The sequence below is a fragment of the Streptomyces phyllanthi genome, assembly GCF_009377205.1.
GTDB classification, from domain to species: domain Bacteria; phylum Actinomycetota; class Actinomycetes; order Streptomycetales; family Streptomycetaceae; genus Streptomyces; species Streptomyces phyllanthi.
Map to the genome: position 1 here is coordinate 1 of NZ_VJZE01000094.1, position 25,314 is coordinate 25,314.

General features: G+C 70.0%; 22 protein-coding genes. 9 read left to right on the forward strand and 13 right to left on the reverse strand.

Annotation, left to right across the window (positions count from 1 at the left end):
* Positions 1–304: 304 nt before the first annotated feature.
* Together FNH04_RS16100 and FNH04_RS16105 are read right to left on the reverse strand one after the other, a co-directional pair.
* Positions 305–505, reverse strand: coding sequence for a DUF397 domain-containing protein (locus FNH04_RS16100; RefSeq protein ID WP_322723150.1), 201 nt, complete (start codon positions 503–505; stop codon positions 305–307).
* A 10-nt stretch (positions 506–515) separates the two neighbouring features.
* A complete protein-coding gene (locus FNH04_RS16105; protein ID WP_152784768.1) occupies positions 516–1,400 on the reverse strand; it encodes a helix-turn-helix domain-containing protein in 885 nt (294 codons plus the stop codon).
* A gap of 134 nt (positions 1,401–1,534) precedes the next feature.
* Here FNH04_RS16105 and FNH04_RS16110 point away from each other — a divergent pair, with 134 nt between their 5' ends.
* The 4 genes from FNH04_RS16110 to FNH04_RS16125 all read left to right on the forward strand — a co-directional run bounded on the left by FNH04_RS16110 (position 1,535) and on the right by FNH04_RS16125 (position 3,108).
* Positions 1,535–2,053: an ATP-binding protein gene (locus FNH04_RS16110; protein ID WP_152784770.1), complete on the forward strand. Its 519-nt coding sequence runs from the start codon at positions 1,535–1,537 to the stop codon at positions 2,051–2,053.
* Complete coding sequence (locus FNH04_RS16115) at positions 2,050–2,430, forward strand: DUF6247 family protein (protein WP_228031410.1); 381 nt, start codon at positions 2,050–2,052, stop codon at positions 2,428–2,430. The genes FNH04_RS16110 and FNH04_RS16115 overlap by 4 nt, the downstream gene beginning before the upstream one ends.
* A gap of 97 nt (positions 2,431–2,527) precedes the next feature.
* Entirely contained in the window at positions 2,528–2,824 is a 297-nt protein-coding gene (locus tag FNH04_RS16120) for a DUF6247 family protein (RefSeq protein WP_322723151.1), read from the forward strand.
* Positions 2,821–3,108 carry a hypothetical protein gene (locus tag FNH04_RS16125; protein ID WP_152784772.1) on the forward strand — a complete coding sequence of 96 codons (288 nt, stop codon included), beginning with the start codon at positions 2,821–2,823 and terminating at the stop codon, positions 3,106–3,108. Before FNH04_RS16120 ends, FNH04_RS16125 begins: the two co-directional genes overlap by 4 nt.
* A gap of 64 nt (positions 3,109–3,172) precedes the next feature.
* Here the strand turns inward: FNH04_RS16125 and FNH04_RS16130 are convergent, their stop codons facing one another.
* The 8 genes from FNH04_RS16130 to FNH04_RS16165 form a co-directional block, all read right to left on the reverse strand.
* Positions 3,173–4,321, reverse strand: a complete 1,149-nt coding sequence (locus FNH04_RS16130) for an ABC transporter ATP-binding protein (protein WP_152784774.1) — start codon at positions 4,319–4,321, stop codon at positions 3,173–3,175.
* Positions 4,314–5,372, reverse strand: a complete 1,059-nt coding sequence (locus tag FNH04_RS16135; protein ID WP_322723152.1) for an ABC transporter ATP-binding protein — start codon at positions 5,370–5,372, stop codon at positions 4,314–4,316. The genes FNH04_RS16130 and FNH04_RS16135 overlap by 8 nt, the downstream gene beginning before the upstream one ends.
* Before the next feature lie 11 nt (positions 5,373–5,383).
* Complete coding sequence (locus FNH04_RS16140) at positions 5,384–6,331, reverse strand: ABC transporter permease (protein ID WP_152784776.1); 948 nt, start codon at positions 6,329–6,331, stop codon at positions 5,384–5,386.
* The gene (locus FNH04_RS16145) at positions 6,324–7,253 is read right to left on the reverse strand and encodes an ABC transporter permease (RefSeq protein WP_152784778.1); all 930 of its coding nucleotides are present in this window, start codon (positions 7,251–7,253) and stop codon (positions 6,324–6,326) included. The genes FNH04_RS16140 and FNH04_RS16145 overlap by 8 nt, the downstream gene beginning before the upstream one ends.
* 129 nt (positions 7,254–7,382) lie before the next feature.
* Positions 7,383–8,999 (reverse strand): peptide ABC transporter substrate-binding protein, encoded by a 1,617-nt coding sequence (locus tag FNH04_RS16150; protein ID WP_152784780.1) that lies wholly within the window; start codon positions 8,997–8,999, stop codon positions 7,383–7,385.
* 703 nt (positions 9,000–9,702) lie between these two features.
* Positions 9,703–11,619 carry a translational GTPase TypA gene (gene typA / locus FNH04_RS16155; RefSeq protein ID WP_152784782.1) on the reverse strand — a complete coding sequence of 639 codons (1,917 nt, stop codon included), beginning with the start codon at positions 11,617–11,619 and terminating at the stop codon, positions 9,703–9,705.
* Between the two features lie 142 nt (positions 11,620–11,761).
* Entirely contained in the window at positions 11,762–12,382 is a 621-nt protein-coding gene (locus FNH04_RS16160) for a hypothetical protein (protein WP_152784784.1), read from the reverse strand.
* A 148-nt stretch (positions 12,383–12,530) separates the two neighbouring features.
* Positions 12,531–14,840 carry an ABC transporter family substrate-binding protein gene (locus FNH04_RS16165; protein ID WP_322723153.1) on the reverse strand — a complete coding sequence of 770 codons (2,310 nt, stop codon included), beginning with the start codon at positions 14,838–14,840 and terminating at the stop codon, positions 12,531–12,533.
* Positions 14,841–15,213: 373 nt separating this feature from the next.
* Between FNH04_RS16165 and FNH04_RS16170 the strand changes: the two genes are divergently transcribed.
* From FNH04_RS16170 to FNH04_RS16185, 4 genes are all read left to right on the forward strand, one after another.
* Positions 15,214–15,504: a hypothetical protein gene (locus FNH04_RS16170; RefSeq protein ID WP_152784788.1), complete on the forward strand. Its 291-nt coding sequence runs from the start codon at positions 15,214–15,216 to the stop codon at positions 15,502–15,504.
* A gap of 140 nt (positions 15,505–15,644) precedes the next feature.
* On the forward strand, positions 15,645–16,466 hold the full coding sequence (locus tag FNH04_RS16175; RefSeq protein WP_152784790.1) for a hypothetical protein: 822 nt from the start codon (positions 15,645–15,647) through the stop codon (positions 16,464–16,466).
* Positions 16,466–18,409: a fumarate reductase/succinate dehydrogenase flavoprotein subunit gene (locus tag FNH04_RS16180; protein WP_152784792.1), complete on the forward strand. Its 1,944-nt coding sequence runs from the start codon at positions 16,466–16,468 to the stop codon at positions 18,407–18,409. Before FNH04_RS16175 ends, FNH04_RS16180 begins: the two co-directional genes overlap by 1 nt.
* On the forward strand, positions 18,406–19,176 hold the full coding sequence (locus FNH04_RS16185; RefSeq protein WP_152784794.1) for a succinate dehydrogenase/fumarate reductase iron-sulfur subunit: 771 nt from the start codon (positions 18,406–18,408) through the stop codon (positions 19,174–19,176). Before FNH04_RS16180 ends, FNH04_RS16185 begins: the two co-directional genes overlap by 4 nt.
* Positions 19,177–19,371: 195 nt before the next feature.
* Here the strand turns inward: FNH04_RS16185 and FNH04_RS16190 are convergent, their stop codons facing one another.
* A complete protein-coding gene (locus FNH04_RS16190) occupies positions 19,372–19,659 on the reverse strand; it encodes a hypothetical protein (RefSeq protein ID WP_152784796.1) in 288 nt (95 codons plus the stop codon).
* A 164-nt stretch (positions 19,660–19,823) separates the two neighbouring features.
* On the opposite strand from FNH04_RS16190, the gene FNH04_RS16195 reads away from it, so the two are divergent.
* Positions 19,824–21,422, forward strand: a complete 1,599-nt coding sequence (locus tag FNH04_RS16195) for a hypothetical protein (RefSeq protein ID WP_322723154.1) — start codon at positions 19,824–19,826, stop codon at positions 21,420–21,422.
* 109 nt (positions 21,423–21,531) lie between these two features.
* On the opposite strand, the gene FNH04_RS16200 is transcribed toward FNH04_RS16195, so the two are convergent.
* Entirely contained in the window at positions 21,532–24,438 is a 2,907-nt protein-coding gene (locus tag FNH04_RS16200; RefSeq protein WP_322723155.1) for a SpoIIE family protein phosphatase, read from the reverse strand.
* A gap of 259 nt (positions 24,439–24,697) precedes the next feature.
* Positions 24,698–25,105 carry an ATP-binding protein gene (locus tag FNH04_RS16205; RefSeq protein ID WP_322723156.1) on the reverse strand — a complete coding sequence of 136 codons (408 nt, stop codon included), beginning with the start codon at positions 25,103–25,105 and terminating at the stop codon, positions 24,698–24,700.
* Positions 25,106–25,314 lie beyond the last annotated feature (209 nt).

Below are 25,314 nucleotides of genomic sequence, written 5' to 3' on the forward strand. Positions count from 1 at the left end.
CAGGTGGCGTGTCACTGGGCGCGAGCGCGGACGCGCACCGGTACGTGAACCACTCGCGGCCGCCCTGCTCGCCCTCATCGGCTGGTGCTGCTCGGGCCAGGAGCGCGCGACGTGCCGTCACTGGAAGGCCACGGCGACCTCTCCACGGCAAGGTCACGGCCGTCGGAGCCGGCCCAAAGCCTCCGATCGCTGTCCCTTGGTGGGCACGCGGCGCCGACTGCGGCTGTGCTCCCACACCTGGTACGGCTCACAACCGAGCCGCCCGAGCAGTCAGCCCCGTTCGCGCACCGGACGCGGCGGGGCATCAGCCCTGAGCAGCGTCCGCCGAGCCGTCTCTGACGGCCCGGAGCAGAGCACCGAGGGCTGTGGCGGTCGTCTCGACCACGGTGCCCGGCTCGTCGCTCTCGCGCAGGTGGGCACGGCCTGCGGGGTCGCTGGCGAGCTCTACGCAGGTGTCGCCACCGGGTTCGCTGAAGCTCGACTTCTGCCACGCGAGCTGGGACACGTGGATCCTCCTAGAGCAGGGGATAGAGGAGGCGCTGGACCAATCCAAGGGAGTTCTTGGCCAGGAACGCCCCAGTACCGGCCTCAACCGCCACGGGAGGCAACGCCGCCTCGCACAGCCTAGCGAACCAGTTGCGATACCTGGCCAGGGCTTCCGACTCCCCCAGATACAGGGCCTTTTCGACGTGCTCGACGACGACCGTACTGAGCTGTGGCACAGCCGGTTCCAGCAGCGTGAAGGAAGTGCCGAAACCCACTCGCCCGTCGAACGGGAGTACTTGGAGTGTCACGTGTGGCAGCCGCGCCATCTCGATCAGCCGAAGCAGCTGATCGCGCATGATCTCGGGGCTTCCCCACGAGACATGCAGGGCTGCCTCGTGGATCACCGCGTGGATGCGCGGTGGCCGCTCCCCGGTGAGCACACACTGTCGCTGCATACGGAAGTCGACTTCCCTCTCCTGCTGTTCGGGCGAGGTGAGGGCATAGCCACCCCGGTAGCCGGCCGTCGCGTACGCCAGCGTCTGGAACAGGCCGGGAATGAACATGGGCTCGTAGCAGACGATGCGTTCCGCCCTGTCCTCAAGCTCCGCCAAGTCCAAAAGTGACGGCCGCAGTTGCTCTCGGTACTCGGTCCACCATCCCTTTCCGGATGCCTGTCCCAGTTCGACGAGCCCTTCCACATAGGTTGCCTGTTCGCCACCAGAAGCTGACGCGAGCCGATGCAGCCGGTCCGCGGACAGGCCGGTTCTTCCCGACTCGACCGTACTGATGTGGGAGGCATTCATCCCCATCGCCTCCGCCGCGCGTGCGGCGGTGAATCCAGCACGTTCACGGATGCCCCGCACCTCGGCACCGAACCTCCGCTGCCGGTACGTCGGGTTCGCCCTGAGCCCCATTCCACCCTCCTCGATGCTGCCCTCGAAGTAACCAGCTACGCACGCTTTCCGCAACGAGGTTGAGAGTTGGCAACCATCACCGCTACCTTACGTATGGCGCCAGTCACAGCACGCACACACCTGGAGGCTGCCACATGCGCACGCCCGAAACCGACGAACTCCCCAGTCCCCACTGGTCATACGGTTTCCTCATCCCCCGCGACCCGCGCGCCGCCTCCGTCGTCAGAGCCGCCGTCCGCGCGATCCTGAGCGCGACCCGCCTCGGCTGTGTCGCCGACACCGTCGAACTGCTCGCCTCCGAGCTGGTCACCAACGCCTACCACCACTCCCCCAGCGACGCCTACGTCAGCGTCGAACACACCCCTGACGCCCTCACCGTCTCGGTCTGGGACCACGGCACCGGCACCCCCGCCCCGTCGCAGCGAGGCGACGACGCCGAGTCCGGGAGGGGACTCGCGATCGTCGAGGCATGCGCGGACGAGTGGGGCGTACGCGAGTATCCGCATGGCAACGCGGTGTGGTTCAGCGTCGCACCGAAGGCGAACGGGGACGAGGCATGTGCTGTCCACAGGATCAGCCCGCGCCACACCCCCGCAGGTACGCTGACGGACAGCGGGCAGACCGCCGCATCGCCCCGAGGAGACCGCAGATGAGCACCGCCGCACACCCCGGCTCCGGCGACTCTGTCACACCCCAGCCGGCCAGTACCCCGGAAGAGCTACGGGCCGCTCTCTCCCAGCTGGCGCCCGACGCCCTGCCCACGTTCGACGCAGAACGTGCCACGGCGCTCCAGCAGGCACGCGAGCAGGTCAGCGCTGCTCCGATGCGCCGATTCGTGGGGCAGTGGGCGGTGTACGCAGCGTTGGAACGGCACCCCGAGCGGGCCGCCAGGCTGCGCTCCCTGGAGGCACGTGCCTCCACCACCGAGAGTCTCGAGGAAGCTCGGGCCATCGCCGCCGAGATCGGCCGGACCCTCGACGTGGCGCGCGGAGGCCGGGGTCGAGCGAGCCGAGGGCGTGTGACGGCATGAGGGACGAAGAGGCCTGGCGCTGGGAGTACGACCCGGACGCCGAACACGTCGCAGCCGGGTTCCCGCAGCACATCGTCAACCCAAGGAGTAGAGGATCGTGAGCGCACAGTACGCGGAGACGCCCGGACCTCGGGCGCTGCCGTTGAAGACCATCGGGGACATTCGAGCGGCTCTACGGTCCGGACATGGCTTCCCCGGCGACCGGGAGTCGTTCGAAGCAGATCTTCAGCGCGCGCTGGAGGCCTCGTCGGAAACGGATCTCAGTGCTGTCGCAGCGGTGATCGTCGACTACCGCGGCAGGGCCCGGCTCTACCAGGATCCCGACTTCGACATTGCCGTGCAGGAGGGCATCGACCTCGCGGGACTCCTGAAGCGGGGGGCCCCGGGCCGATGAGTGGCGTGATCGCCGCGGTGACGGTGCGGGCTGCCGAACGGGCGAAAACCCCTGAAGCCGAGCAGGCACTGGAGACGCTGCGGCAGGAGCTGGAGCAGGTGCCCAGGCTCGGGGTAGTGCTCGGGCCACCCCGCCAGGACGGCAGCGAGGTCCGCAAGACAAGGATCGAGCCGCGGGGCAGCGTGCCGGGGCTGGCGGTGGCATACGTATACACGCCCGCACCGCCGCCACCCACAGTCGCCGTCGTCGCGCTGACCCCGGACGACGGCGTTCCCACCGAGTAGTTCCGCCGGGGCACCCAGACCCAGTCGGCCCTGGACGCCCCGGCGATTGGGCACTACGGCGACCTCACGCCGCGTGCACCACGTCCTTCTCCTCCGCGAAGTGGCACGCCGACTCGTGCGCCGCGGGCGAGTCCACGCCCTGGAACCGCTCGGGGACCGCCAGCAGCGGGACCTCCTCCGCGCACTTGTCCTGCGCCTTCCAGCACCGCGTACGGAAACGGCAGCCGGACGGCGGGTCCGCGGGAGACGGCACGTCACCGGTGAGGATGATCCGCTCCCGGCCCTCGCGCGCCTCCGGGTCGGGCACGGGCACGGCGGACAGCAGCGCCTGGGTGTACGGATGCGTCGGGTGGTCGTAGATCTGCGTGTCCGTACCGATCTCGGCCATCTTGCCGAGGTACATCACACCCACCCGGTCGGAGATGTGCCGGACGATCGACAGGTCGTGGGCGATGAAGACGTAGGAGAGGTTGAACTCGTCCTGCAGACGCTCCATCAGGTTGATGACCTGCGCCTGCACCGACACGTCCAGCGCGGACACCGGCTCGTCGCAGATGATGATCTCCGGGTTGAGCGCCAGCCCCCGCGCGATACCGATGCGCTGGCGCTGACCGCCGGAGAACTGGTGCGGGTACCGGTTGATGTACTCGGGGTTGAGACCGACGACGTCCAGCAGCTCCTGGACCCTCCGGCGCCGGTCGCCCTTGGGGGCCACCTCAGGGTGGATGTCGAAGGGCTCACCGATGATGTCGCCCACCGTCATACGGGGATTGAGGGAGGTGTACGGGTCCTGGAACACCATCTGGATGTTCCGGCGTACGGCCTTCAGGGCGCGCCCGGACAGCCTGGTGACGTCCTGGCCCTTGTAGAAGATCTCGCCCGCGGTGGCCCGCTCCAGGTTCATCAGCAGCTTGGCGACCGTCGACTTGCCGCAGCCCGACTCGCCGACGATACCGAGGGTCTCGCCCTGGTACAGGTCGAAGGAGATCCCGTCGACCGCCTTGACCGCACCGATCTTCTTCTTGAACAGGATGCCCTGGGTGAGGGGGAAGTGCTTCACCAGGTCGCGCACCTGGAGGATCGGCTCTCCGCGCTCGACCGGGGCCTCGATCGCCGCCACGGCCTCCGCCTCGGTGTGCGCGTCGACGACCTCCACCTCGGAGACGTTCGGCATGGCCTCGTCCTGCCCATCGGTCTTGCTGAGCTCAGCCATGGATCGTCTCCTTCCAGAAGTGGCACGCCGAGGCGCGGCCGGGCAGCTCGGTGCCGTCCTGCTCGGTGACGCCGTGCAGGGGCGGGATGTCCGTACGGCAGATGTCCTGGGCCTGCGGGCACCGCGGGTTGAACGCGCAGCCGCTGGGGATGCGCGTCAGGTTGGGCGGCAGCCCCTTGATCGCGTACAGCTCCTGGCCCTTCTGGTCCAGGCGCGGGATCGAGTCCAGGAGCCCCTTGGTGTACGGGTGCGCCGGGCGCTTGTACAGCTCGTGCACCGGAGCGCGCTCGACGATCCGGCCGGCGTACATCACCGCGATCTTGTCCGCGACGTCGGCGACCACGCCGAGGTCGTGGGTGATCAGGATGAGCCCCATGTGGTACTCGCGCTGAAGCTCCGCGAGCAGGTCCATCACCTGGGCCTGGACCGTCACGTCGAGGGCCGTGGTGGGCTCGTCGGCGATGATCAGGTCCGGCTCCAGGGCCAGCGCCATGGCGATCATGATGCGCTGGCGCATACCGCCGGAGAACTGGTGCGGGTAGTCGTTCACGCGCGCGGCGGCCGCCGGGATCTTCACCCGGTCCATCATCTCGATGGCCTTGGCCTTGGCCTCCTTCTTGGAGAGGCCCTCGTGCACGCGGAACATCTCGCCGAGCTGGTACCCGACGGAGAGCACCGGGTTGAGCGAGGACAGCGCGTCCTGGAAGATCATGGCGATCCTGCGGCCGCGGATCTTCCGCCGCTCCTCGCCGGACATCTTGAGCATGTCCTGGCCGCGGAAGAGGATCTCCCCCTTGGGGATACGGCCGGGCGGCATGTCGAGGATGCCCATGACCGCCTGCGCGGTCACGGACTTGCCGGAGCCGGACTCGCCGAGCACGGCGAGGGTCTCGCCCGCGTCGACGGAGTAGTTGACGCCGTTGACGGCCTTGGCGACGCCGTCGCGGGTGTGGAACTCCACGTGCAGGTCGCGGACTTCGAGCAGCGGACCGGTGTGGTCCTCCGAGCCGCGCGGCGCGGGGATGTCCGCCGTTTCGTCGATGATGGTCACGTACGCCTCCCTCAGCGCAGCTTGGGGTCGAGGGCGTTGCGTACCGCATCGCCGAACATGAGGAACGAGAGCACCGTGATCGAGACCATCACGGACGGGATGATCAGCGTGAACGGCGCGTTGCGCAGCTGCTCGCGGCCGGTGGACACGTCGAGGCCCCACGACACCGCCGGCTCGGCGAGGCCGACGCCGAGGAAGGAGAGCGTCGCCTCGGCTGCGATGTAACCGCCCAGGGCGATGGTCGCGACGACGATGATGGGCGCGAGGGCGTTCGGCAGGATGTGCTTCATCAGGATGCGGCCGGTCGAGGCGCCGAGCGCCTTGGCGGCGACCACGTAGTCGGCCTGCTTGACGGTGATCACGGCGCCCCGGGCCACCCGGGCGATCTGGGTCCAGCCGAGGAAGGCGAGGGCCAGGATCACCACCCAGACGGTGCGGTTCTCGAACGTCGTGAGGACGACCAGGGCGCCCAGCAGGAACGGGATGCCGAAGAACACGTCGGTGAGGCGGGACAGCAGGCTGTCGATCCAGCCGCCGAAGTAACCGGCGATCATGCCGATGAAGGTGCCGAGAATGGTCACCAGGACGGTGACCCCGACGCCGACGAGGATCGAGGCACGGGCGCCGTAGACGATGCGCGCGTAGATCGAGCGGCCCTGGCCGTCGTATCCGAGCCAGTCGGGGGCGAAGAAGTGGCCCCAGTTCGGCGGCTGGAGGTAGTGCTCGGCCAGGTCGGCGTCGCGCGGCGAGGCACTGGTGAACAGGCCCGGCGCGAAGGTCATGACGAGCAGCAGCGCGATGAGCGCGGAGGACACCAGGAACATGGGGTTGCGCCGCAGGTCGTGCCAGGCGTCGGACCAGAGGCTGCGTGCCTTCGCGGGCGCGGGGCCCGCCTCGGCGACGGCGCCCGGCGCGGGAGCCTTGTCGGTCACGTGCTTTTCGGCGGTCTTCTCAGGCATACCGGATCCTCGGGTCCAGGACCGCGTACAGCAGGTCGACGAGCAGGCTGGTGGCCAGGTAGACGAGGACGATCAGCGAGGCGATGCCGACGACGGTCGCGCCCTCGCGGCGGATGAGCGCCTCGTAGATGGCGTTGCCGACGCCCTTCACGTTGAAGATGCCCTCGGTGACGATGGCGCCCGTCATCAGGTTGCCGATGTCGGTGCCGAGGAAGGTGACCACGGGGATCAGGGAGTTGCGCATCAGGTGCACACCGACGATCCGGCGCTTCGGCAGGCCCTTGGCGACCGCCGTCCGCATGTAGTCGGCGCGCAGGTTCTCCGCCATCGAGGTGCGCGTGAGCCGCGCGACGTAGGCGAGTGAGAGGGAACCCAGCACGATGGCCGGCAGCATGAGTTCGCCGAAGTTCATGGAGTCACGCACCGTCGGCGTGGTGAGCTGCCACTGGAAGGCGAACAGGTACTGCATGAGGAAGCCCAGCACGAAGGAAGGCATCGAGATCAGGACCAGGGTCAGGGTCAGCAGTCCGCGGTCCTGCAGGGTGTCGGGGCGCAGACCGGCGACGATGCCGAGACCGACGCCCACGAAGACCGTGAAGGCGAACGCGAACAGCGTGAGCCGGATCGTGACCGGGAACGCGTCGGCGATGATGTCGGCGACGGGACGCTGGCTCCCGATCTCCGTACCGAAGTCGCCCTGGAACAGGCCGCCCAGATAGTTGGCGTACTGCTGCAGGATGGGCTGGTCGAGCCCGAGGTCCTTTCTGATGTTGGCGACGACCGCCGGGTCGAACGCCTGATCTCCCATCAGGGCCCTGACGGGATCGCCGGGCAGGGCGTACATCATCAGGAAGATCAGCAGGGTTGACCCGATGAACACCGGGATCATCTGGAGCAGTCGCCGCGCGACATAACGCCCCATTAGTGCCTCCGTGAGGGGTGTGCTACGGCCGAAGGGGCCGCCCCTGAGGGACGGCCCCCGCGGCCTTCCGCCGCCGCCGAAACCGGCGACGGCGGTCAACGGCCGAGTGGGATGAGGCCCGCGGCCTCCTTACTTGACGGTGACCTGGGGCAGCTCGATGTCACCGTGGAAGTCGACGTTCACGTTGTCGACGCCTTCACCGTGGCCGCCGTTGATGCGGTAGTACCAGAGCGGGATGGCCGGCATCTTCTCGACGAGCTTCTTCTCGACCTCCTGGTAGGCCTTGACGGCCTCGTCCAGGGAGGACGCCTTGTCACCCTCGGCCATCAGGTCGTCGATCTCCTTGTCGGAGAAACGACCGTTGTTGGACTCGGCCTTGGTGTGGTAGAGCTCCTTGATGAAGTTCACGTTGACCGGGTAGTCGGCGACCCAGCCACCACGGTACATACCCTTGACCTCGTCGTTGTCACGGGCCTCGAGGTCCGTGGCGAAGTCGGGCTTCGGGTCGCCCACGCAGTCGACACCGGTGGCCTTGCGGATGGACTCGCAGACCGCGGTCACCCACTCCTTGTGGCCACCGTCGGTGTTGTACTGGATCGTGAACTTGTTACCCGGAACGCCACCGCCCTCCTTGATGAGCTCCTTGGCCTTCGCCGGGTCGTACGTGAAGATGTCCGTGTCGAGGGTCTGGTTGCCCTTGACCTGCGGCGGGGTGAAGCTCGTCGCCGGCGTACGGGTGTTGTTCAGGACGGTCTTGGTGATCGTGTCACGGTCGATCGCCATGGACAGACCCTGGAGGACCTTGGGGTCGATGTCCTTGAACGTCTTGCTGTAGAAGGCCGGGACCAGCGTCTGGATGGCCGCGTACGGCTGCTCGATGGCGCCGTCACCGAGGTCCTGCTTGTACTTCGGCAGGTCCGTCGGGCCGACCTGGCGGATGATGTCCAGGTTGCCGGAGACGACGTCCTTGTAAGCCGCTTCCAGGGTCGAGTAGTTCTTGAACTGGATGCCCTTGTTCTCGGCCTTGTTCGGACCCTGGTAGTCCTTGAACGCCTTGACCTGGATGAGCTTCTTGTGGTCCCACTTCTGGAACTCGTAGGGACCGTTGCCGATCGGCTTCTGGCCGAAGGCCTTCGGGTCGTCGTAGAAGACCTTGGGCAGCGGCGCCCAGGTGGCGTAGCCCAGCTTGTAGTTGAAGTACGGGACCCGGTCCTTCAGCTCGATCGTGAAGGTGGTGTCGTCCACGACCTTCAGACCGGACATGGTCTCGGCCTTCGGGTCGCCCTTCTCCGGGTGGACGTCGTCGTAGCCCTTGATGTCCGCGAACCAGAAGGAGTTCTGCTGGTTGTTCTTGATGTTGGCGTACCAGTTCCAGGCGTCGACATACGACTTGGCCGTCACGGCCTCGCCGTTGTGGAACTTCCAGCCCGACTTCAGCTTGACCGTCCAGGTCTTCGAGTCCTGGGTCTCCACGGACTCGGCGTTCGTGTAGACGATCTCACCCTTGGCATCGAAGTCCAGCAGCTGGGTGAACAGGGACTGGATGACGTACGAGCCGTTGCTCTCGTTGGTGTCGGCCGGGATCAGCGGCCGCTGCGGCTCGCCGACGTCGATCGAGACGTAACCCGCGGGGCCGGAGCCCTTGTTGCCCTCGCTGTCCTCTCCACCACTGCCGCCACAGGCGGTGGCAGCCAGAGCGACCGTTATTGCACCCGCGACCCACTTGGCGCTCTTGGCACCACGCATGGGCTCCTCCTCATGAGTCCACTTGTTCACTGCTGATGGAGGCACAGGTAATCCCGTCGACCCCAACGCCGACCAGGATTAAGCGCCTCAGTGTGCTCGTGAGTCGGCGCTCCCCATCGCGCATGACCCATTGATCCGAGCTCTACGCGCCTAACTATCTGCCATGGGCCAGCGCCCGGCCACACTCATAAGGTCTCGGTTCGATCACACCTGACGCATACTCTGTCCAAAATCCGGACAAAGGGTTTGGTGAAAGATCCCTGCGAAACGGACTTGTTACACGTTTATCGGTCGCAGGTGTCCGAATTACGGACGCAAGAATGAGAAAAATCAGTTGCGGACATGCCCGCCGCCATGCGGGGGAGCATCGGCTCGCCCGCCCGTTCCCGGCACAGAGATCCTCTCTCCGTGCGGTCGGCGCGCTCCTGCCGCTGTCCCACCGTCAGATGATGGCGCGGCGACGGCCATGTGGCGTACCGCCATGACCTTGGAGAAACCTGTGCGTACTGAAGAGTAGTGCGAATCAGCCAAGTGCCACAGACCCTTCTTCGACAATGAAGGGTTTTCCCTACGCCTTACCGGCGCCTTACCCGGTTCGGGCGAGAACACGCACGACGGCCCGGTCGCCGCTGTCCGCGGCGACCGGGCCGTCCATGGGAATTCCGTCGGTGAGACGGCTGAGCGAACCGCTCGGGAGCAGCCGTCAGCCGTGCTTGGCGCGGCTCGCCGCCCGGGCGCGCTCGCGCTGGTCCAGGCTGACCTTGCGGATCCGCACGGCCTCCGGAGTCACCTCGACGCACTCGTCGTCCCGGCAGAACTCCAGGGACTGCTCCAGGGAGAGCTTGCGCGGCGGGACGATCGACTCCGTCACATCGGCCGTGGAGGACCGCATGTTGGTGAGCTTCTTCTCCTTGGTGATGTTCACGTCCATGTCGTCGGAGCGCGAGTTCTCGCCAACGATCATGCCCTCGTACACCTCGGTGCCCGGCTCGACGAAGAGCACGCCGCGCTCCTGGAGGTTCGTCATCGCGAACGCGGTGACGGAGCCGGCGCGGTCGGCCACCAGGGAACCGTTGTTACGGGTCTGGAGGGCGCCGAACCAGGGCTCGAAGCCCTCGTGGATGGAGTGGCCGATGCCCGTGCCGCGGGTCTGGGTCAGGAACTCGGTCCGGAAGCCGATGAGTCCGCGGGAGGGCACGACGAACTCCATGCGCACCCAGCCCGAGCCGTGGTTGGACATGTTGTCCATACGGCCCTTGCGGACGCCCATCAGCTGCGTGACGGCGCCCATGTGCTCCTCGGGCACGTCGATCGTCATGCGCTCGACCGGCTCGTACACCTTGCCGTCGACGTCCTTGGTGACGACCTGCGGCTTGCCGACGGTGAGCTCGTAGCCCTCCCGGCGCATGGTCTCGACGAGGATCGCGAGGGCCAGCTCGCCACGGCCCTGGACTTCCCAGGCGTCCGGCCGCTCGGTCTCCAGGACTCGGAGGGAGACGTTGCCGACGAGCTCGCGGTCGAGGCGGTCCTTGACCTGACGGGCGGTCACCTTGCGGTCCTTGACCGCCGCCTTGTTGTCGGCGCCCTTGCCGGAGCCGCCACGGCCGACCAGCGGCGAGGTGTTGGTGCCGATGACCATGGAGATCGCGGGCTCGTCCACCGTGATGAGCGGGAGGGCGACGGGGTTCTCGGGGTCGGCGAGCGTCTCACCGATCATGATGTCCGGGATACCGGCGACGGCGCAGATGTCACCGGGCCCGGCCTTCTCCGCCGGCTTGCGGGTCAGCGCCTCGGTCATCATCAGCTCGCTGATGCGGACGTTGGCGACGGAGCCGTCACGCTTCATCCAGGCGACCGTCTGGCCCTTCTTCAACTCGCCCTGCTGCACGCGCAGCAGCGCGATACGGCCGAGGAAGTTGTCGGCGTCCAGGTTGGTGACGTGGGCCTGGAGCGGGGCTTCCTCGTCGTACGTCGGGGCCGGGATGTGCTCCAGGATCGTGGAGAAGAAGGGCTCCAGGCTGGTGGAGTCCGAGGGGACGGTGCCGTCCTCGGGCTTGGTCAGGGACGCGATGCCGTCACGGCCGCAGGCGTAGACGATCGGGAACTCGATCTGGTCCTCGTCGGCGTCCAGGTCCAGGAACAGGTCGTACGCCTCGTTGACGACCTCGTCGATACGGGCGTCGGGGCGGTCCGTCTTGTTGATGCACAGGATGACGGGGAGGCGGGCCTGGAGCGCCTTGCGCAGTACGAAGCGGGTCTGCGGCAGCGGGCCCTCGGAGGCGTCGACGAGGAGGACGACCCCGTCGACCATCGACAGACCGCGCTCGACCTCACCACCGAAGTCGGCGTGGCCGGGGGTGTCGATGATGTTGATCGTGATGGGGTCCCCGCCGGCCTTCGGGTGGTACTTCACCGCGGTGTTCTTGGCGAGGATCGTGATGCCCTTCTCACGCTCCAGGTCGTTCGAGTCCATCATGCGGTCGTCGACGGAGTCGAGCTGGTGCGCGGCGAAGGCGCCGGCCTGCTTGAGCATGGCGTCGACGATGGTCGTCTTGCCGTGGTCGACGTGGGCGACGATGGCGACATTGCGGATGTCGTGGCGCTGAATGGACGCAGCCATGGTGCGGCGAATCTCCCGGGGTGTGAGGAAGGCCTCGCGGACTCATCCGTCCCGCAGACCCTGCCGGGCTGAACACGCCACGGCCTCTCCCCATGGTACGGGTGCGCCGGGACCGGGCTCCGACGGGCTACGTCGGTGCAGGTCAGGCAGCTTCCTTGGACGCGCGGGAGCCGGGCGGGCACACCTTGCGGGCGGCAACGCGCCCTGCCTCGCCCTCCGAGGGCTCGGAGCACGGCAGGAAGCCCCCGATGGTCGTCTCCCAGGTCCGCACTCGGCCCTCGACCGGCTCGCCGTCGCCACAGGTGTACGTGAAGCCGGCCTCGACCAGGCCGATCGCTCCCCAGGAGTAGTACGAGCCCTTGAGATCCCCGGTCCCCGACTCGTAGTAGCTCTCGTCCTGCGGACGCTCCACCTCGCCCGGGCCCGCGAGGGGCTCCTCGACCTTCAGGTGCCTGCCCAGCGCCTTGATCACGCCTCCCGCGCCGACCCCCTCGGGGGCGCCGGTCACCGTCGGCCGGTACACGGTGTCGTCGACGGGATCGAGACGGGCCGAGTAGAAGGCGGTCTTCTTCTTGATCGTGATCGGATCGGCGAGCTGGGTCAGCTTCTCCCAGCGGCGAACGCCGGACCAGGCGTACGTGCCGTCCGTACATGCCCCGGCCCCGGCCCCGTCCCCGTCGCCGCTGGTGCAGGCCGTCAGGCCCGACAGCAGGACAGCGGCGGCCAGTCCCGCCGTGCGGGCCCCCCGTACAGCACCGCGCATACGTCGGCTCCTCTTCCCCCGTACGGCCGCATGGCGCGACCGCGTGATGATCAGCAGTCGCGCCATGGTGCCGCCCGTCGTGCGGGCGGAACAAGCGGTTTGAGCCCTTCTTGAGGCGGCTGAGTCCTTCTCGAGGCGGCCGGGCGGCTCAGTGACGGGCCGTCGGGCCCGCCGCCGGCCGCGCGCCCTTCTTGAGGAAGCCCATGTCCTCGTAGACCGGTGTCCGGAAGCCGAAGGAACCGGCGTTCACGAGGTTCCGCTTCACGGCCGTGAGCTGGGGGCGCTGGTACAGGGGGATGGACCCGGCCGCGGCCCAGATACGGGCGTCGGCCTTGCGGATCAGGGAGCGGGACTCGCCCTCGTTGAGCGTGGAGACGGCCTGGTCGAAGAGCTGGTCGACCCGGTCGGTGCCGACGCGCGTGTAGTTCTGCTCGACGCTCAGGGAGCCGTCCGCCCCCGGGACGGGCTTGGAGTAGATGGGGCGGGCATCGGTGGCGGGATAGGCGGAGGCGGGCCAGGAGTACAGCGCGAGGTCGTACTGGCCGTTCGCGACATGGTCCTTGAAGTAGCTGTCGTCCGGGACCTGGACGATCTTCGTCCGGATCCCCACGCGCTCCAGCATCCGCGCGATGCGCTTGCCCACGGCCCGCAGCGACTCCGAGCCGGCCCCGGACGGCAGCACGAACCGCAGGGTGAGCGCCTTGCCGTCTTTGGCGAGCGGGCCGCTCGCGGCGCGGGCGGGCGCGGCGGTGCCCCGCGGGGCGTAGGCGCCGGGGGCACCGCCCCGCCCGTCCTGGTACGGGAACCGCACGCCGTCCCGGGCGAGGTTTCGGAACCCGTCCTCACCGGCCTTGCCGTCCTGTCCCAGCTCCCTCTCCCGCTGCCTCTCCCGCTCCCTCTCCTGCCGCTCCCGCTCCTTCTGCCGCGCCCTGTCCCTCTTCACGATCTCCCGGTAGACGTACGGCTTGTCGTCCCCGCCGACGATGTACGTCCCGTCCTCGCCGCCCGGGCCGTACGTCCCGTCGTCGCTCCCCGAGTCGTCGGTTCCGGCGTCCTGCGTGGCCTCGGCCCCGGCCGCCTTCTTCTTCGGTTCCTTGACCGGGCCGCCCTTCACCCACCCGGCGTCGGCGAGCAGGGCCTGCGCCTCCTCGGTGTCCTTGTCGCCGAGGGCGCCGCTGCTGTCGGCGTACGCCGCCTGGCCGGCGAGGGCGAGATGGCTGCCGACGGGGATGGCGGGCAGTCCGAGCGGCTTCAGGACGAGGCGGGCGAGCTCCTTGCGGTCGAGAGCACGGGCCACGGCCCGGCGGACGCGCTCGTCGGCGAGGGGGCCATCGGAACCGTTGAGGGCGAGCTGGGTGTACGCGGGTTCCAGGGACTTGCGGACCACGAAGTCGCTCAGGGCGGCCCGCCGCCGGGCTTGAGCGGCGAGCGCCCCGCTCCGCTTCGCGCGGGCGAGGACCTTCTCGCCCGCGCCCTTCGCGTCGGAGCCGTGGGCGACCGCCCGGGGGCGCGGGGCCCCGGCGGCGTCGAGCGAGGCACTGGCACCGCGGGAGGGCAGGGCGCCCTTGCGGCCCTGTTCCCGTGCGGCGGCGGTGATCCGCCGGGCGTCCTGCGGACTGATCTCCGCGATGTCGACCTTGCCGCCGGCCAGCGCCTCGGCCCGGTCCTCGCGGGGCACGGAGCGCAGCACCAGCTGCTCCAGCTTCGCGGGGCGGCCCCACCAGTGCGAGTCGCGGGTCAGGGTGATCTCGCCGTCCGCGCGGCTGACGCGCTTGAGTGCGAAGGGGCCGGCGGTGAGGGCGAGCTTGCGCCGCGCACCGTCGTTGAAGGCGTCCGGGGTGCCCGTCACCTCCTTGGGGTACAGCGGCGAGAACAGCGATCTCCAGTCGGCGTACGGCTTGCGGAAGGTGACCCGCACCTCGAGGTTGCCGGCCCCGCGCTCGACCTTCTCGATCCGGTCGTAGCCGGCGTTGCGGGCCGTCCAGTACGCGGAGTCCTTGCCGGACAGGGCGCGCCACTGGGCGGCGAAGTCGGCGGCCCCGATCTCCCGGCCGTTGCTCCAGACGGCCTCCTGGTGGAGCTTGTAGAGGACGACCTGCCGGGGTTCGCGCTCGACGATCTCGGCGGACTCCAGGTACGGGGCGTTGCGCTCGGGACGGCCGTTCGCGTCCATCCGGTACATCGACGGCAGTACGGCACCGGCGACCCGCATGGTGGTCGCGTCGGCGTCCGCCTGGTAGGCGTTCAGCGTCTCGGGGACGGAGTCCACGGCCCAGCGCAGGGTGCCCCCGTCGGCGATCCGGTCGCGTGCGGCGGGCGCGATGTCCTGTCCGACGAGGGCCTTGCCCGCCGGATCCTCCTCGCTGCACCCGGCGAGCACGGGTACCGCGAGCACGCCCGCGGCAAGGAACGCGGCCGAGCGCAGCACAGCGCGCGGTCCGACGCGGTCGTGGGACACCACTGCCACCTCCGAGGGTCGCCGTATCGCTCCGCCGCTGCCGCCGCGGAGGACAAGGCCGCCTATGATCACTTTCGGGGTATATTGGGGCGATATAGAGCTGATCGGACAGATCAGCCGGATGGACCCACTGAAGGCGAGAAAACACATATGAACGCGGCGACACGGCGAGAGGCGGGGCCAGGCCCACCCGTGTGGCGCAACGGTTCCGTGTTTGGCGGGGCGCGCCCGGGGCACGGGGCGGCGCGTTCGGAGGGTTGCGATCCGCCAATCCGTGCACATGCCTTCACAGCGGCTTGTGTGACGCGCAACACTCGCAGGCGCATGAACGTCGCCACCCAGGGTCCGACGCCCGCGGAAGTGAGGTCACGTCATGTCCGTGCACGATGAACTGACATCGGTCCAGCGTTGTCTCGACGACCTGTTCCGGTCCGTGGGCCGTCTGGAACAGCAGTTGGGCGGCGGCGGGCTGGAGATGCGCCGGGTCCGCACCGACGCCGATCACCTGCGCGAGAGCCTGGCGCTGCTGCGCGAGGCGGCACCCGGGCTCGGGCAGCCCCGGCGCCCCGATCTCGTCACCATCCCCGACACCCCGTACGACAGCACGCTGTGGACGGACTCGGACGACGAGGGCCTGGGTGCGCGCGACCGCCACGCGCCCTGATCACCGAGCGCCGTCCCCCACCGGCGAGTGAGCCGCGGGGGCACGCCGGCCTCGCGACCGTCACGCGCCGCCGGGCGCGGATCGAGGCAGCCGCGCCCCGGAGGCGAACCGAGCCTTGAAGCAGAAAGGCGCGTTCCAAGTTGGCCACTGGTACGGAACCACATCTGAACAGCGGCGGCGTACGCACCCGTACACGCGCCGCGATCACCGCCCCGCATCTGCGGACGGACCGCTGGTGGCTGGCGCCCGCCGCCACGGCGGCCGGGCTGCTCGCCTTCATCGTCTACTCGACATGGCGGGCCTTCGCCGACGCGGACTACTACGCGGCGCCCTACGTCTCGCCGTTCTACTCGCCCTGTCTGGCCGAGCGGTGCGAGCCCATGCACGCGGGGCCCAACTGGGAGATCTTCGGCAGCTGGTGGGGCATCTCCCCCGCGATCATCATCCTGATCTTCCCGCTCGGCTTCCGTCTGACCTGCTACTACTACCGCAAGGCCTACTACCGGGGCTTCTGGGCGTCACCGCCCGCCTGCGCGGTCGCCGAGCCCCACCAGAAGTACACCGGCGAGACCCGCTTCCCGCTGATCCTGCAGAACATCCACCGGTACTTCTTCTACGCCGCGATCCTCGTCGCCGGGATCCTCACGTACGACACCGTGCTCGCCTTCCGCGACGAGAACTACGAGTGGGGCCACATGGGCCTCGGCACGATCGTGTTCCTGATCAACATCGTGCTGATCTGGGCGTACACGCTCTCCTGCCACTCCTGCCGGCACATCGTCGGCGGCAAGCTCAAGCACTTCTCCAAGCATCCCGTGCGCTACCGGATGTGGCAGTGGGTCGGGAAGCTCAACGCCCGGCACATGCAGCTGGCGTGGGCGTCCCTGGTGAGCGTGGCGCTCGCCGACTTCTACGTCTATCTGGTCGCGTCCGGCGCCTTCGACGATCCGAGGTTGTTCTGATGTCCGTGGTCGACCGGCAGGAGTGGGACGTCGTCGTGGTGGGCGCGGGCGGCGCCGGACTGCGCGCCGCCATCGAGGCGCGCGAACGCGGTGCCCGTACGGCCGTGATCTGCAAGTCGTTGTTCGGCAAGGCCCACACGGTGATGGCCGAGGGCGGTATCGCGGCCGCCATGGGCAATGTCAACGCGGGCGACAACTGGCAGGTCCACTTCCGCGACACCATGCGCGGCGGCAAGTTCCTCAACCAGTGGCGGATGGCCGAGCTCCACGCGCAGGAGGCCCCCCAGCGGGTGTGGGAGCTGGAGACGTGGGGCGCTCTGTTCGACCGTACGAAGGACGGCCGGATCTCGCAGCGCAACTTCGGCGGGCACGAGTACCCGCGCCTGGCCCATGTCGGCGACCGCACCGGCCTGGAGCTGATCCGGACGCTCCAGCAGAAGATCGTGTCGCTCCAGCAGGAGGACCACCGGGAGACGGGCGACTACGAGTCCCGGCTGAAGGTGTACCAGGAGTGCACGGTCACCCGGGTGCTCAAGGACGGCTCACGGGTGAGCGGCGTCTTCGCCTACGACCGCGAGTCGGGCCGTTTCTTCGTCCTGGAGGCCCCGGCCGTCGTGATCGCCACCGGCGGTATCGGCAAGTCCTTCAAGGTCACGTCGAACTCGTGGGAGTACACGGGCGACGGGCACGCGCTGGCGCTGCTCGCGGGCGCGCCGCTGCTGAACATGGAGTTCGTGCAGTTCCATCCGACGGGCATGGTCTGGCCGCCGTCGGTGAAGGGCATCCTCGTCACCGAGTCGGTGCGCGGCGACGGCGGGGTCCTGAAGAACTCCGAGGGCAAGCGGTTCATGTTCGACTACGTCCCCGACGTCTTCAAGGAGAAGTACGCCGAGTCGGAGGAGGAGGGCGACCGCTGGTACGAGGACCCGGACCACAACCGGCGGCCTCCGGAGCTGCTCCCCCGTGACGAGGTGGCGCGGGCGATCAACGCCGAGGTGAAGGCGGGCCGCGGCTCCCCGCACGGCGGCGTCTTCCTGGACGTCTCGACCCGTATGCCCGCCGAGGTCATCCGGCGCCGGCTGCCCTCCATGTACCACCAGTTCAAGGAGCTGGCCGACGTCGACATCACCGCCGAGCCGATGGAGGTCGGGCCGACCTGCCACTACGTGATGGGCGGTATCGCGGTCGAGTCGGACACGGCGGCGGCGCGCGGGGTGCCCGGCCTGTACGCGGCCGGCGAGGTGGCGGGCGGTATGCACGGCTCCAACCGCCTCGGCGGCAACTCGCTCTCCGACCTGCTGGTGTTCGGGCGCCGGGCGGGCCGGCACGCGGCCGAGTACGCGGCCGGGCTTGCGGGCGCACGGCCACCCGTGGACGAGATCCAGGTCGACGCGGCGGCCGCGGAGGCCCTGCGCCCGTTCTCGGCCGAGGGTCCCGCGCCCGGCGAGGAGGACGGACGCCCGGCGGAGAACCCGTACACCCTCCACCAGGAGCTCCAGCAGTCGATGAACGACCTGGTCGGCATCATCCGCCGCGAGCCCGAGATGAAGCAGGCGCTGGAGAAACTCGCCGAGCTGCGGGTACGGGCGCGACGGGCCGGGGTGGAGGGGCACCGCCAGTTCAACCCGGGCTGGCATCTCGCGCTCGACCTGCGGAACATGCTGCTGGTCAGCGAGTGTGTGGCGCGGGCGGCGCTGGAGCGCCAGGAGTCGCGGGGCGGTCACACCCGCGAGGACCACCCGACGATGGACCGCAGGTGGCGCAGCATCAACCTGCTGTGCACGCTGACCGACCCGACGGGCGGACTGGCGGCGACCGACCCGGTCCACGGCCAGATCGATCTCGTCCGCGAGACCACCGACCCCATCCGCCCCGACCTGCTCGCCCTCTTCGACAAGGAGGAGCTGGTCAAGTACCTCGCCGAAGAGGAGCTGTACGAATGAGCAGCTACACGGCCCACTTCAAGGTGTGGCGCGGGGACGTGCAGGGGGGCGGCCTGGAGGACTTCAAGGTCGAGGTGAACGACGGCGAGGTGGTCCTCGACATCATCCACCGCCTCCAGGCCACCCAGGCCCCCGATCTGGCGGTCCGCTGGAACTGCAAGGCGGGCAAGTGCGGTTCGTGCTCCGCGGAGATCAACGGGCGGCCGCGGCTGATGTGCATGACGCGGATGTCGGTGTTCGGCCGGGACGAGACGATCACGGTCACCCCGCTGCGGGCGTTCCCGGTGGTGCGCGACCTGGTGACGGACGTCGGGTTCAACTACTCCAAGGCGCGGGAGGTCCCGTCCTTCGTCCCTCCGGAGGGGGTCGGCCCGGGCGAGTACCGGATGATGCAGGAGGACGTGGACCGCTCGCAGGAGTTCCGCAAGTGCATCGAGTGCTTCCTGTGCCAGGACACGTGCCATGTGGTGCGCGACCACGAGGAGAACAAGCCCGTGTTCGCGGGGCCGCGGTTCCTGATGCGGGTGGCGGAGCTGGACATGCACCCGCTGGACGCGGCCGCCGAGTCGGGTCTCGACCGCAAGGCCACGGCCCAGGACGAGCACGGCCTCGGCTACTGCAACATCACCAAGTGCTGTACGGAGGTCTGCCCCGAGGGCATCAAGATCACGGACAACGCCCTGATCCCCCTGAAGGAGCGGGCCGTGGACCGCAAGTACGACCCGCTGGTGTGGCTGGGCTCGAAGATCAGGAGGCGGTCGTCGTAGTGCGCGCCCAGGGGGTACGGCCAGGGCGCTGGGCGAGCATCTGGAGGGCCGGTTCCACGGGGTAGGCCGCCGTGCCCGCGATCGGGAGCGCGGTGCAGCCGGCCGACGGTGGGCCGCCGCGACCCCCATCGCGGCCGTCGCCGTGACGGTCGGCACGGCCACGCTCACCCGTGCCCCCGTGCCCCGTGCGCAGGTTCACCTCCCGCGCGGGCGCGAGGTGCGGAACTCGAGTACCGCGCCCGTGACGACCAGCAGGATCCCGGCACCGAACAACAGGTCGCTCGCGAACCGGCCGTCGACCACGAACCCGTACAGGACCAGGCACGCGCCCGTGTTGCCGAGCAGTGTCGCGTACCCCCACATCCGGGGCCGGTGGGTACGGCGTCGCAGCCACGGCAGCAGCCACCCCGTGCGGATCGCCGCGACGGCCGGTACCGCCGCGAGCACCCACAGCGCCATGAGCACACCCGTCAGGACGTACATTCCCCCGCCTCTCCGCCTCGCGCTCCCCCGCGCGCCCACGTCACGCCGCGCCGATCATGGCACCCTCCCCCTCCGGCAGCCACCCCTTGGGGCGCGTTCCGGGGCGCCCCTGACCTGCTGTATCCCGGTCGCGAGGTCGGGTAAATGGACATACCCTCCCAAACGTGACCTCGTCCCTCAGCCGGTGCCGGATGGAGAGCGCCGCTTCGCACCGAGGTGTGCGGGTGGCGCATGCCGTGCTCGGCGGGATGGCTGCCGTGGGGTGGCTCGTACTGCCCTGGGCGACGGGCGCGGTCGGGCCCCAGCAGGGCCCCTCGCCGCACCCCGGCCTCACCGCCGGTCCGGCCGTGACCGCTCCGGCGCGGGTGGCCCAGCCCGGCGAGGACGAGACGTCCACCGGGGACCTGGTGCTGCCGTTGCTCGCCGTGGGGACGGCGGGCGCGCTCGCCGCGTTCTCGTTCGTACGGCGCTCGCGGCGGGCCAGGACACGGACGACACCGGGCGGCGGGGCCGGGGCAAAGGCCCCGTCGCCGGCCGAACTCGACCGGCTGGGACAGCGGTCGCTGGTCGAGACCGACGACTGCGTACGGACGAGTACCGAGGAGCTCGGGTTCGTCGTGGGCTGGCTGGGCGAGGAGGCCGCGCGGCCCTTCACGGAGGCGCTGGAGTCCGCGCGGGGAGGGCTGGCCGTGGCGTTCCGGCTGCGGCAGTGGCTCGACGACGCGTCCGGCCTGCCCGCCGACGAGGAGCGGGGTGCCCTGGAGGAGATCATCGCGCTGTGTACGGCGGCGGGACGGCTCCTGGACACGGAGGCGGCCGCGTTCGATCAACTGCGGGCGCTGGAGCAGGGCCCGACGGGGGCGCTCGAGTTCGCCGAGGCCCGCTTCCGGGAGCTGGCCGGCCGGGTGCCGGGCGTGGACGCGGCCCTCGACCGGCTGCGCGAGCGGTACGGCCCGGCCGCCTGTCTGCCCGTCGCGGGCCATGTCGAACAGGCCAAGGACCGGCTGGTGTTCGCCACGGCGCAGCTCAACCGGGCGCGGCAGTCCGCGGACGTGGGCGCCCACGGGACGGCGGCGGTCCATCTGCGGGCGGCGGAGGGGGCCGTGCACCAGGCGGACGTCTTCGTGACCGGCGTGGACCGGCTGGCCACCGAACTGGCCTCGGCCGAGGAGCGGCTGCCCGCCCTGCTCGCGGAGGCGGAGGCGGCGCTCGGGCAGGGCGGCGCCCCCAGGGACCGCAGCGCCGCGGCGACCGTGGCGGAGGTGCGACGGGAGGTGACCGTCGGGCCGTACGACCCCCTCGACGCCCTGCGGCGGCTCGTCCGGGCCACGACGGAGGCGGGTGGCCCGCTGCCCGGCCCGTACGCCGCCGACCTGCTGGACGGGGCCCTGCTGACGGCCCGCGGCGCGGTGATCGAGGCGATCGGCTTCGTCACGACACACCGGGGGGCCGTGGCCGGGGAGGCGCGGACCCGGCTGGCGGAGGCGGAACGGCACTTCGCCCTCGCCCAGGAGAACTCCTCCCTCCCGGAGGCCCGGCGCGCCGACGCCCTGGCCCACGAGGCCAGGCGGCTGGCCTGGCAGGACGTACGGGCGTACGGGAATCCGTACGGCGGTCCCTTCGGCGGCGGTCTGGCCGGGGCGCTGCTGGGCGGGGTCCTCCTCGGGGACGCGCCCGGCGACCGGGGCGCACCTCGGGGACCTGCCTGTTTCGGCGGGCCCGCGACGCGGGGGCGGCGGAGGGTGGACGGCGGGCTGTTCTGAAGCCCACCGGTCCGAACGCTCTGCAGTTCTACCGTCTGCCGTTTTCTGCCGTTCCGCCGTTCTGCCGTTCCGCCGTTCCGCCGTTCTGCCATTCTGCGGACGACTGTCCCTAGAACAGGCTCAGCAACGCCTCCGCCGGGTCCGCCAGGCCGGATCCGCCGTCCGGGAGCGGGAGTTCGAACCAGACCGTCTTGCCGCGTGGTGTCCGGCGTGAGCCCCAGGCGGCGGAGAGCAGGCCGACCAGCTGGAGACCACGGCCGCCCTCGTCGGTGTCCCTCGCGCGGCGCCGGCGCGGCTGCACCAGGCCCGCGTCCCACACCTCGCACACCAGCGTCCGGTCCAGCAGCAGCCGTAGCCGGATCTCGCCCTCGCCGTACCGCAGGGCGTTCGTGACCAGCTCGCTGACCAGCAACTCCGTGGTGTCGACCAAAGGTTCCAGATCCCAGGACTGCAGCTGCCCGCGCGCGTACTCGCGGGCGCGGCCCACACTGCGGGGTTCCCGGGGCAGGGTCCAGTCGCCGACGGACTCGGCCGGGAGACCCTGCACCCGGGCCATCAGCAGCGCGATGTCGTCCTCGCCGTGGTGGGTGTCGAGAGTGTTGAGGACGTGGTCGCAGACGTCCTCCAAGGGCTGGGAGGGGTCGGTGAGGGCACCGACGAACGCCTGGAGGCCCTCGTCCAGCGGATGATGGCGGCTTTCGACCAGTCCGTCCGTGTAGAGCGCCAACAGGGCGCCTTCGGGCAGTTCGACCTCGACTTCCTCGAACGGCTCGCCTCCGACGCCGAGCGGCATGCCCGGCGGTACGTCCAGCATGAGCGCGCTCTCGCCGGGCTCGACGAGCACGGGCGGGAGGTGGCCGGCGTTGGCGAAGGTGCAGCGGCGGGTCACCGAGTCGTAGACCGCGTACACGCAGGTCGCGAGGTACACCTCGGAGAGGTCGGCGTCGCGGGGCTGGCGGGCGGCCGTGCGGGAGGCCTGCTGGACGCCGCCGGGGGTGCCGAGACCGCGGGCGATCTCGTCCAGCGCCGAGAGGACCTCGGCGGGTTCGAGGTCGAGCAGGGCCAGGGTGCGGACGGCGGTGCGGAGTTCACCCATCGCGACGGCGGCGCGCAGTCCGCGGCCCATGACGTCGCCGACGACCAGCGCGGTGCGGTGGCCGGGGAGTTCGATGACGTCGAACCAGTCACCGCCGACCTCGGTGGCCGCGTTGCCCGGCAGATAGCGGCAGGCGATGTCCAGGCCCGAGGCCTCCGGGTCGCCCGGCGGGAGCAGGGACCGTTGCAGTATCAGGGCCCGCTCGTGCTCGCGGCGGTACAGGCGGGCGTTGTCGATGCAGACCGCGGCGCGCGAGGCCAGCTCCATGGCGAGGGCGCGGTCGCGTTCGCCGAACGGCTCGCTGCCCTTCGTCCGCGAGAACTGGACGAGTCCGACGACCGTGTCGTGCGCGACCATCGGCACGGCGAGCGTGGACTGGATGAGGCCGCCCTCGTCGGCGGGGATGTGCTGCGGGCGGGCGGTGCGCAGGGCGTCCGCGCAGAGCGAGGTGAAGGCGTAGTGGTGGACCGCGCCCACGGCGACGGGGGTCGGGCCGTCGGCGAGGGGCGCGTCGGAGACCGCGCTGGCGAAGGCGACACGGCGCAACTCGGCGCTGCCGTCGGCGAGTCCGGGCGGGGTCTCGTCGCCCACGAGGAGGCCCTGGTAGAGGTCGACGGTGGCGAGGTCGCAGAAGCCGGGGACGACGACGTCGAGGAGTTCCCGTGCGGTGGTCTCCAGGTCCAGGGAGTTGCCTATGCGGGCACCGGCGTCGTTCAGGAGGGCGAGATTGCGCCGCGCGGCGGCGGCCTCGCGGGCGGCGGCGCGGCGGGCCGTGACATCGGTTCCGAGCCACGCCACGCCGATGGGCCGGCCCGAGCCGCTGTGCACGCGGTAGAGGTTGATGGACCAGTGGCGGGGGTCGTCGGACCCGGGCAGGTAGCCCGTGATGTTCATGTCCGTGATCGCCTCGCCGGTCGAGAGGACCCTGCGCAGGGTGGCGACGACGCGCTCGGCCTCCGGCGACGGCAGGTAGTCGTGGACGCCGCGCCCGCGGTGGTCCTCGGGGGCGCCGCCGAAGAGGGAGGCGAACCGGTAGTTGGCGCGCCGTACCCGCAGGTCGGTGTCGATCAGAAGGAAACCGAACGGGCATTGACCGAAAATCGACTGCGAAGCGGCAAGGTCGGTCTCGATCTGACGCAGGGTGCGCACGTCCACCACGATGCACACGGCGGCCCGTTCGCCGTCCTCGGTGGTGGTGGGCATCACATAGACCTCGGCGAGCCCCTCGGCGCCCTCGGCGTCGGGCATCCGGAACGGGATGACTCCGGTCCACTCACGGCCGTCGAGGATCTCGGCCATCTTGCGCTGACCGCGCTCCCGCAGGTCAGGGGCGATGAAGGCGGCGATGGGATCCATGCCGACGGCCCGTTCGGCGGGGATGCCGAACAGCTGCTCGGCGCGCAGGCTCCACTGGTCGACCAGGCCGTCGGGGCCGATCGAGAACGAGGCGACCTTGATGTAGTCGTAGATGGATCCGGGTGGACTGCTCTGCCACATGGGAATCCCGGGCCCCTCACCGAAGTCGCCCACGTCCGGCCCGCCGCCGAGCCCGTCACCCGTGACATCCGCGCCGCCCGACGCGCCGTTGCCCGCGTCGGCGGACACGCCGTCGGCGACGCGGTCGGCGGAGTGGCGGCCGAAGCCCCCGGCCGCGCCGCCGGTGGCCGCGCCGCCGGTGGCCGCGCCGCCGGTGGCCGCGCCGCCGGTGGCCGCGCCGCCGGTGGCCGCGCCGCCGGCGCCTACGTCATGGGTGGCGCCGTCGCCCGTACGCCCCGAGACCGTGCCATCGACAGCACGGCCCGCCGTGTGGCGTGTGGCCCCGAGTGGCGTGTCCCCCGCACCGGCACGACTCGCGGCCTCAGCCCTCGCGCCGTCCGACGGGTCCTCCGACTCCGTGGCCTTCGCTGGTATCTCGCTCACGCGAACCGTCCCCTCCAGCTCACCGCATCCGGCTTCGGTCACCGGGAGCGGCTGCCCGCAGTATCCAGCACTACGGCGCCGCACGACACGGTGTTCACGATCACAGCACGGTCCCGATGGGTTTTGGACCGGCCCGGCCATACTCCCAGTCTTCTAACCAGGCGGTGCCCGGTCGAACCAAAGAGTCCGGTCAGCGCCACTGGCTGGAACCGCTCGGTCACCCGTGCGCCCCGTGGAGCCGCCCCTCGCGGAACGCGTTTCAGCCCGGCACGGCGAGCTCGAACCAGACGGTCTTGCCGACCGTTCCGGGCCGGGTGCCCCAGGCCCGGCAGGACGATGCCACGAGCTGGAGCCCCCGGCCGCCCTCCTCGTCGGGGCGGGCGGCGTGCTCGCGGGGCATGTCCGGAAGGGGGTCGGAGACCTCGACCAGCAGAACGCCCAGGGGACCGACAGGACGAACGAGACGTACACCGATGGGGCCGGTGGCATGCCGCAGGGAGTTGGTCACCAACTCGCTCACCAGCAGGGCGGTCACATCACCGAGCGATTCGAGCCCCCACGCGCGCAGCCGGTGCCGGACGACGGCACGGGCGGTACGTACGGCACCGGGTTCGGCGGGGAACGTCCACTCGACGCAGTCACCGTCGGAGTCGATCACGCCGATCACTTCCCAGACCAGAACCGGAGAGCGTCCGGTTTAATGCGGTCACTGGCCACATACCCGATATCGGATACGAGCTACCGCGCGCAGGGCGCCACGGCCCCAGAAACGCGCAGGGCGCCACGGCACCACAAACGGGAGCGGACCCAAACCCTGACCCCGGGGCGAAGCCCCGAAGCCCGGCCGGAACCCAGCACCCCCGCCCAGCCGAGCGA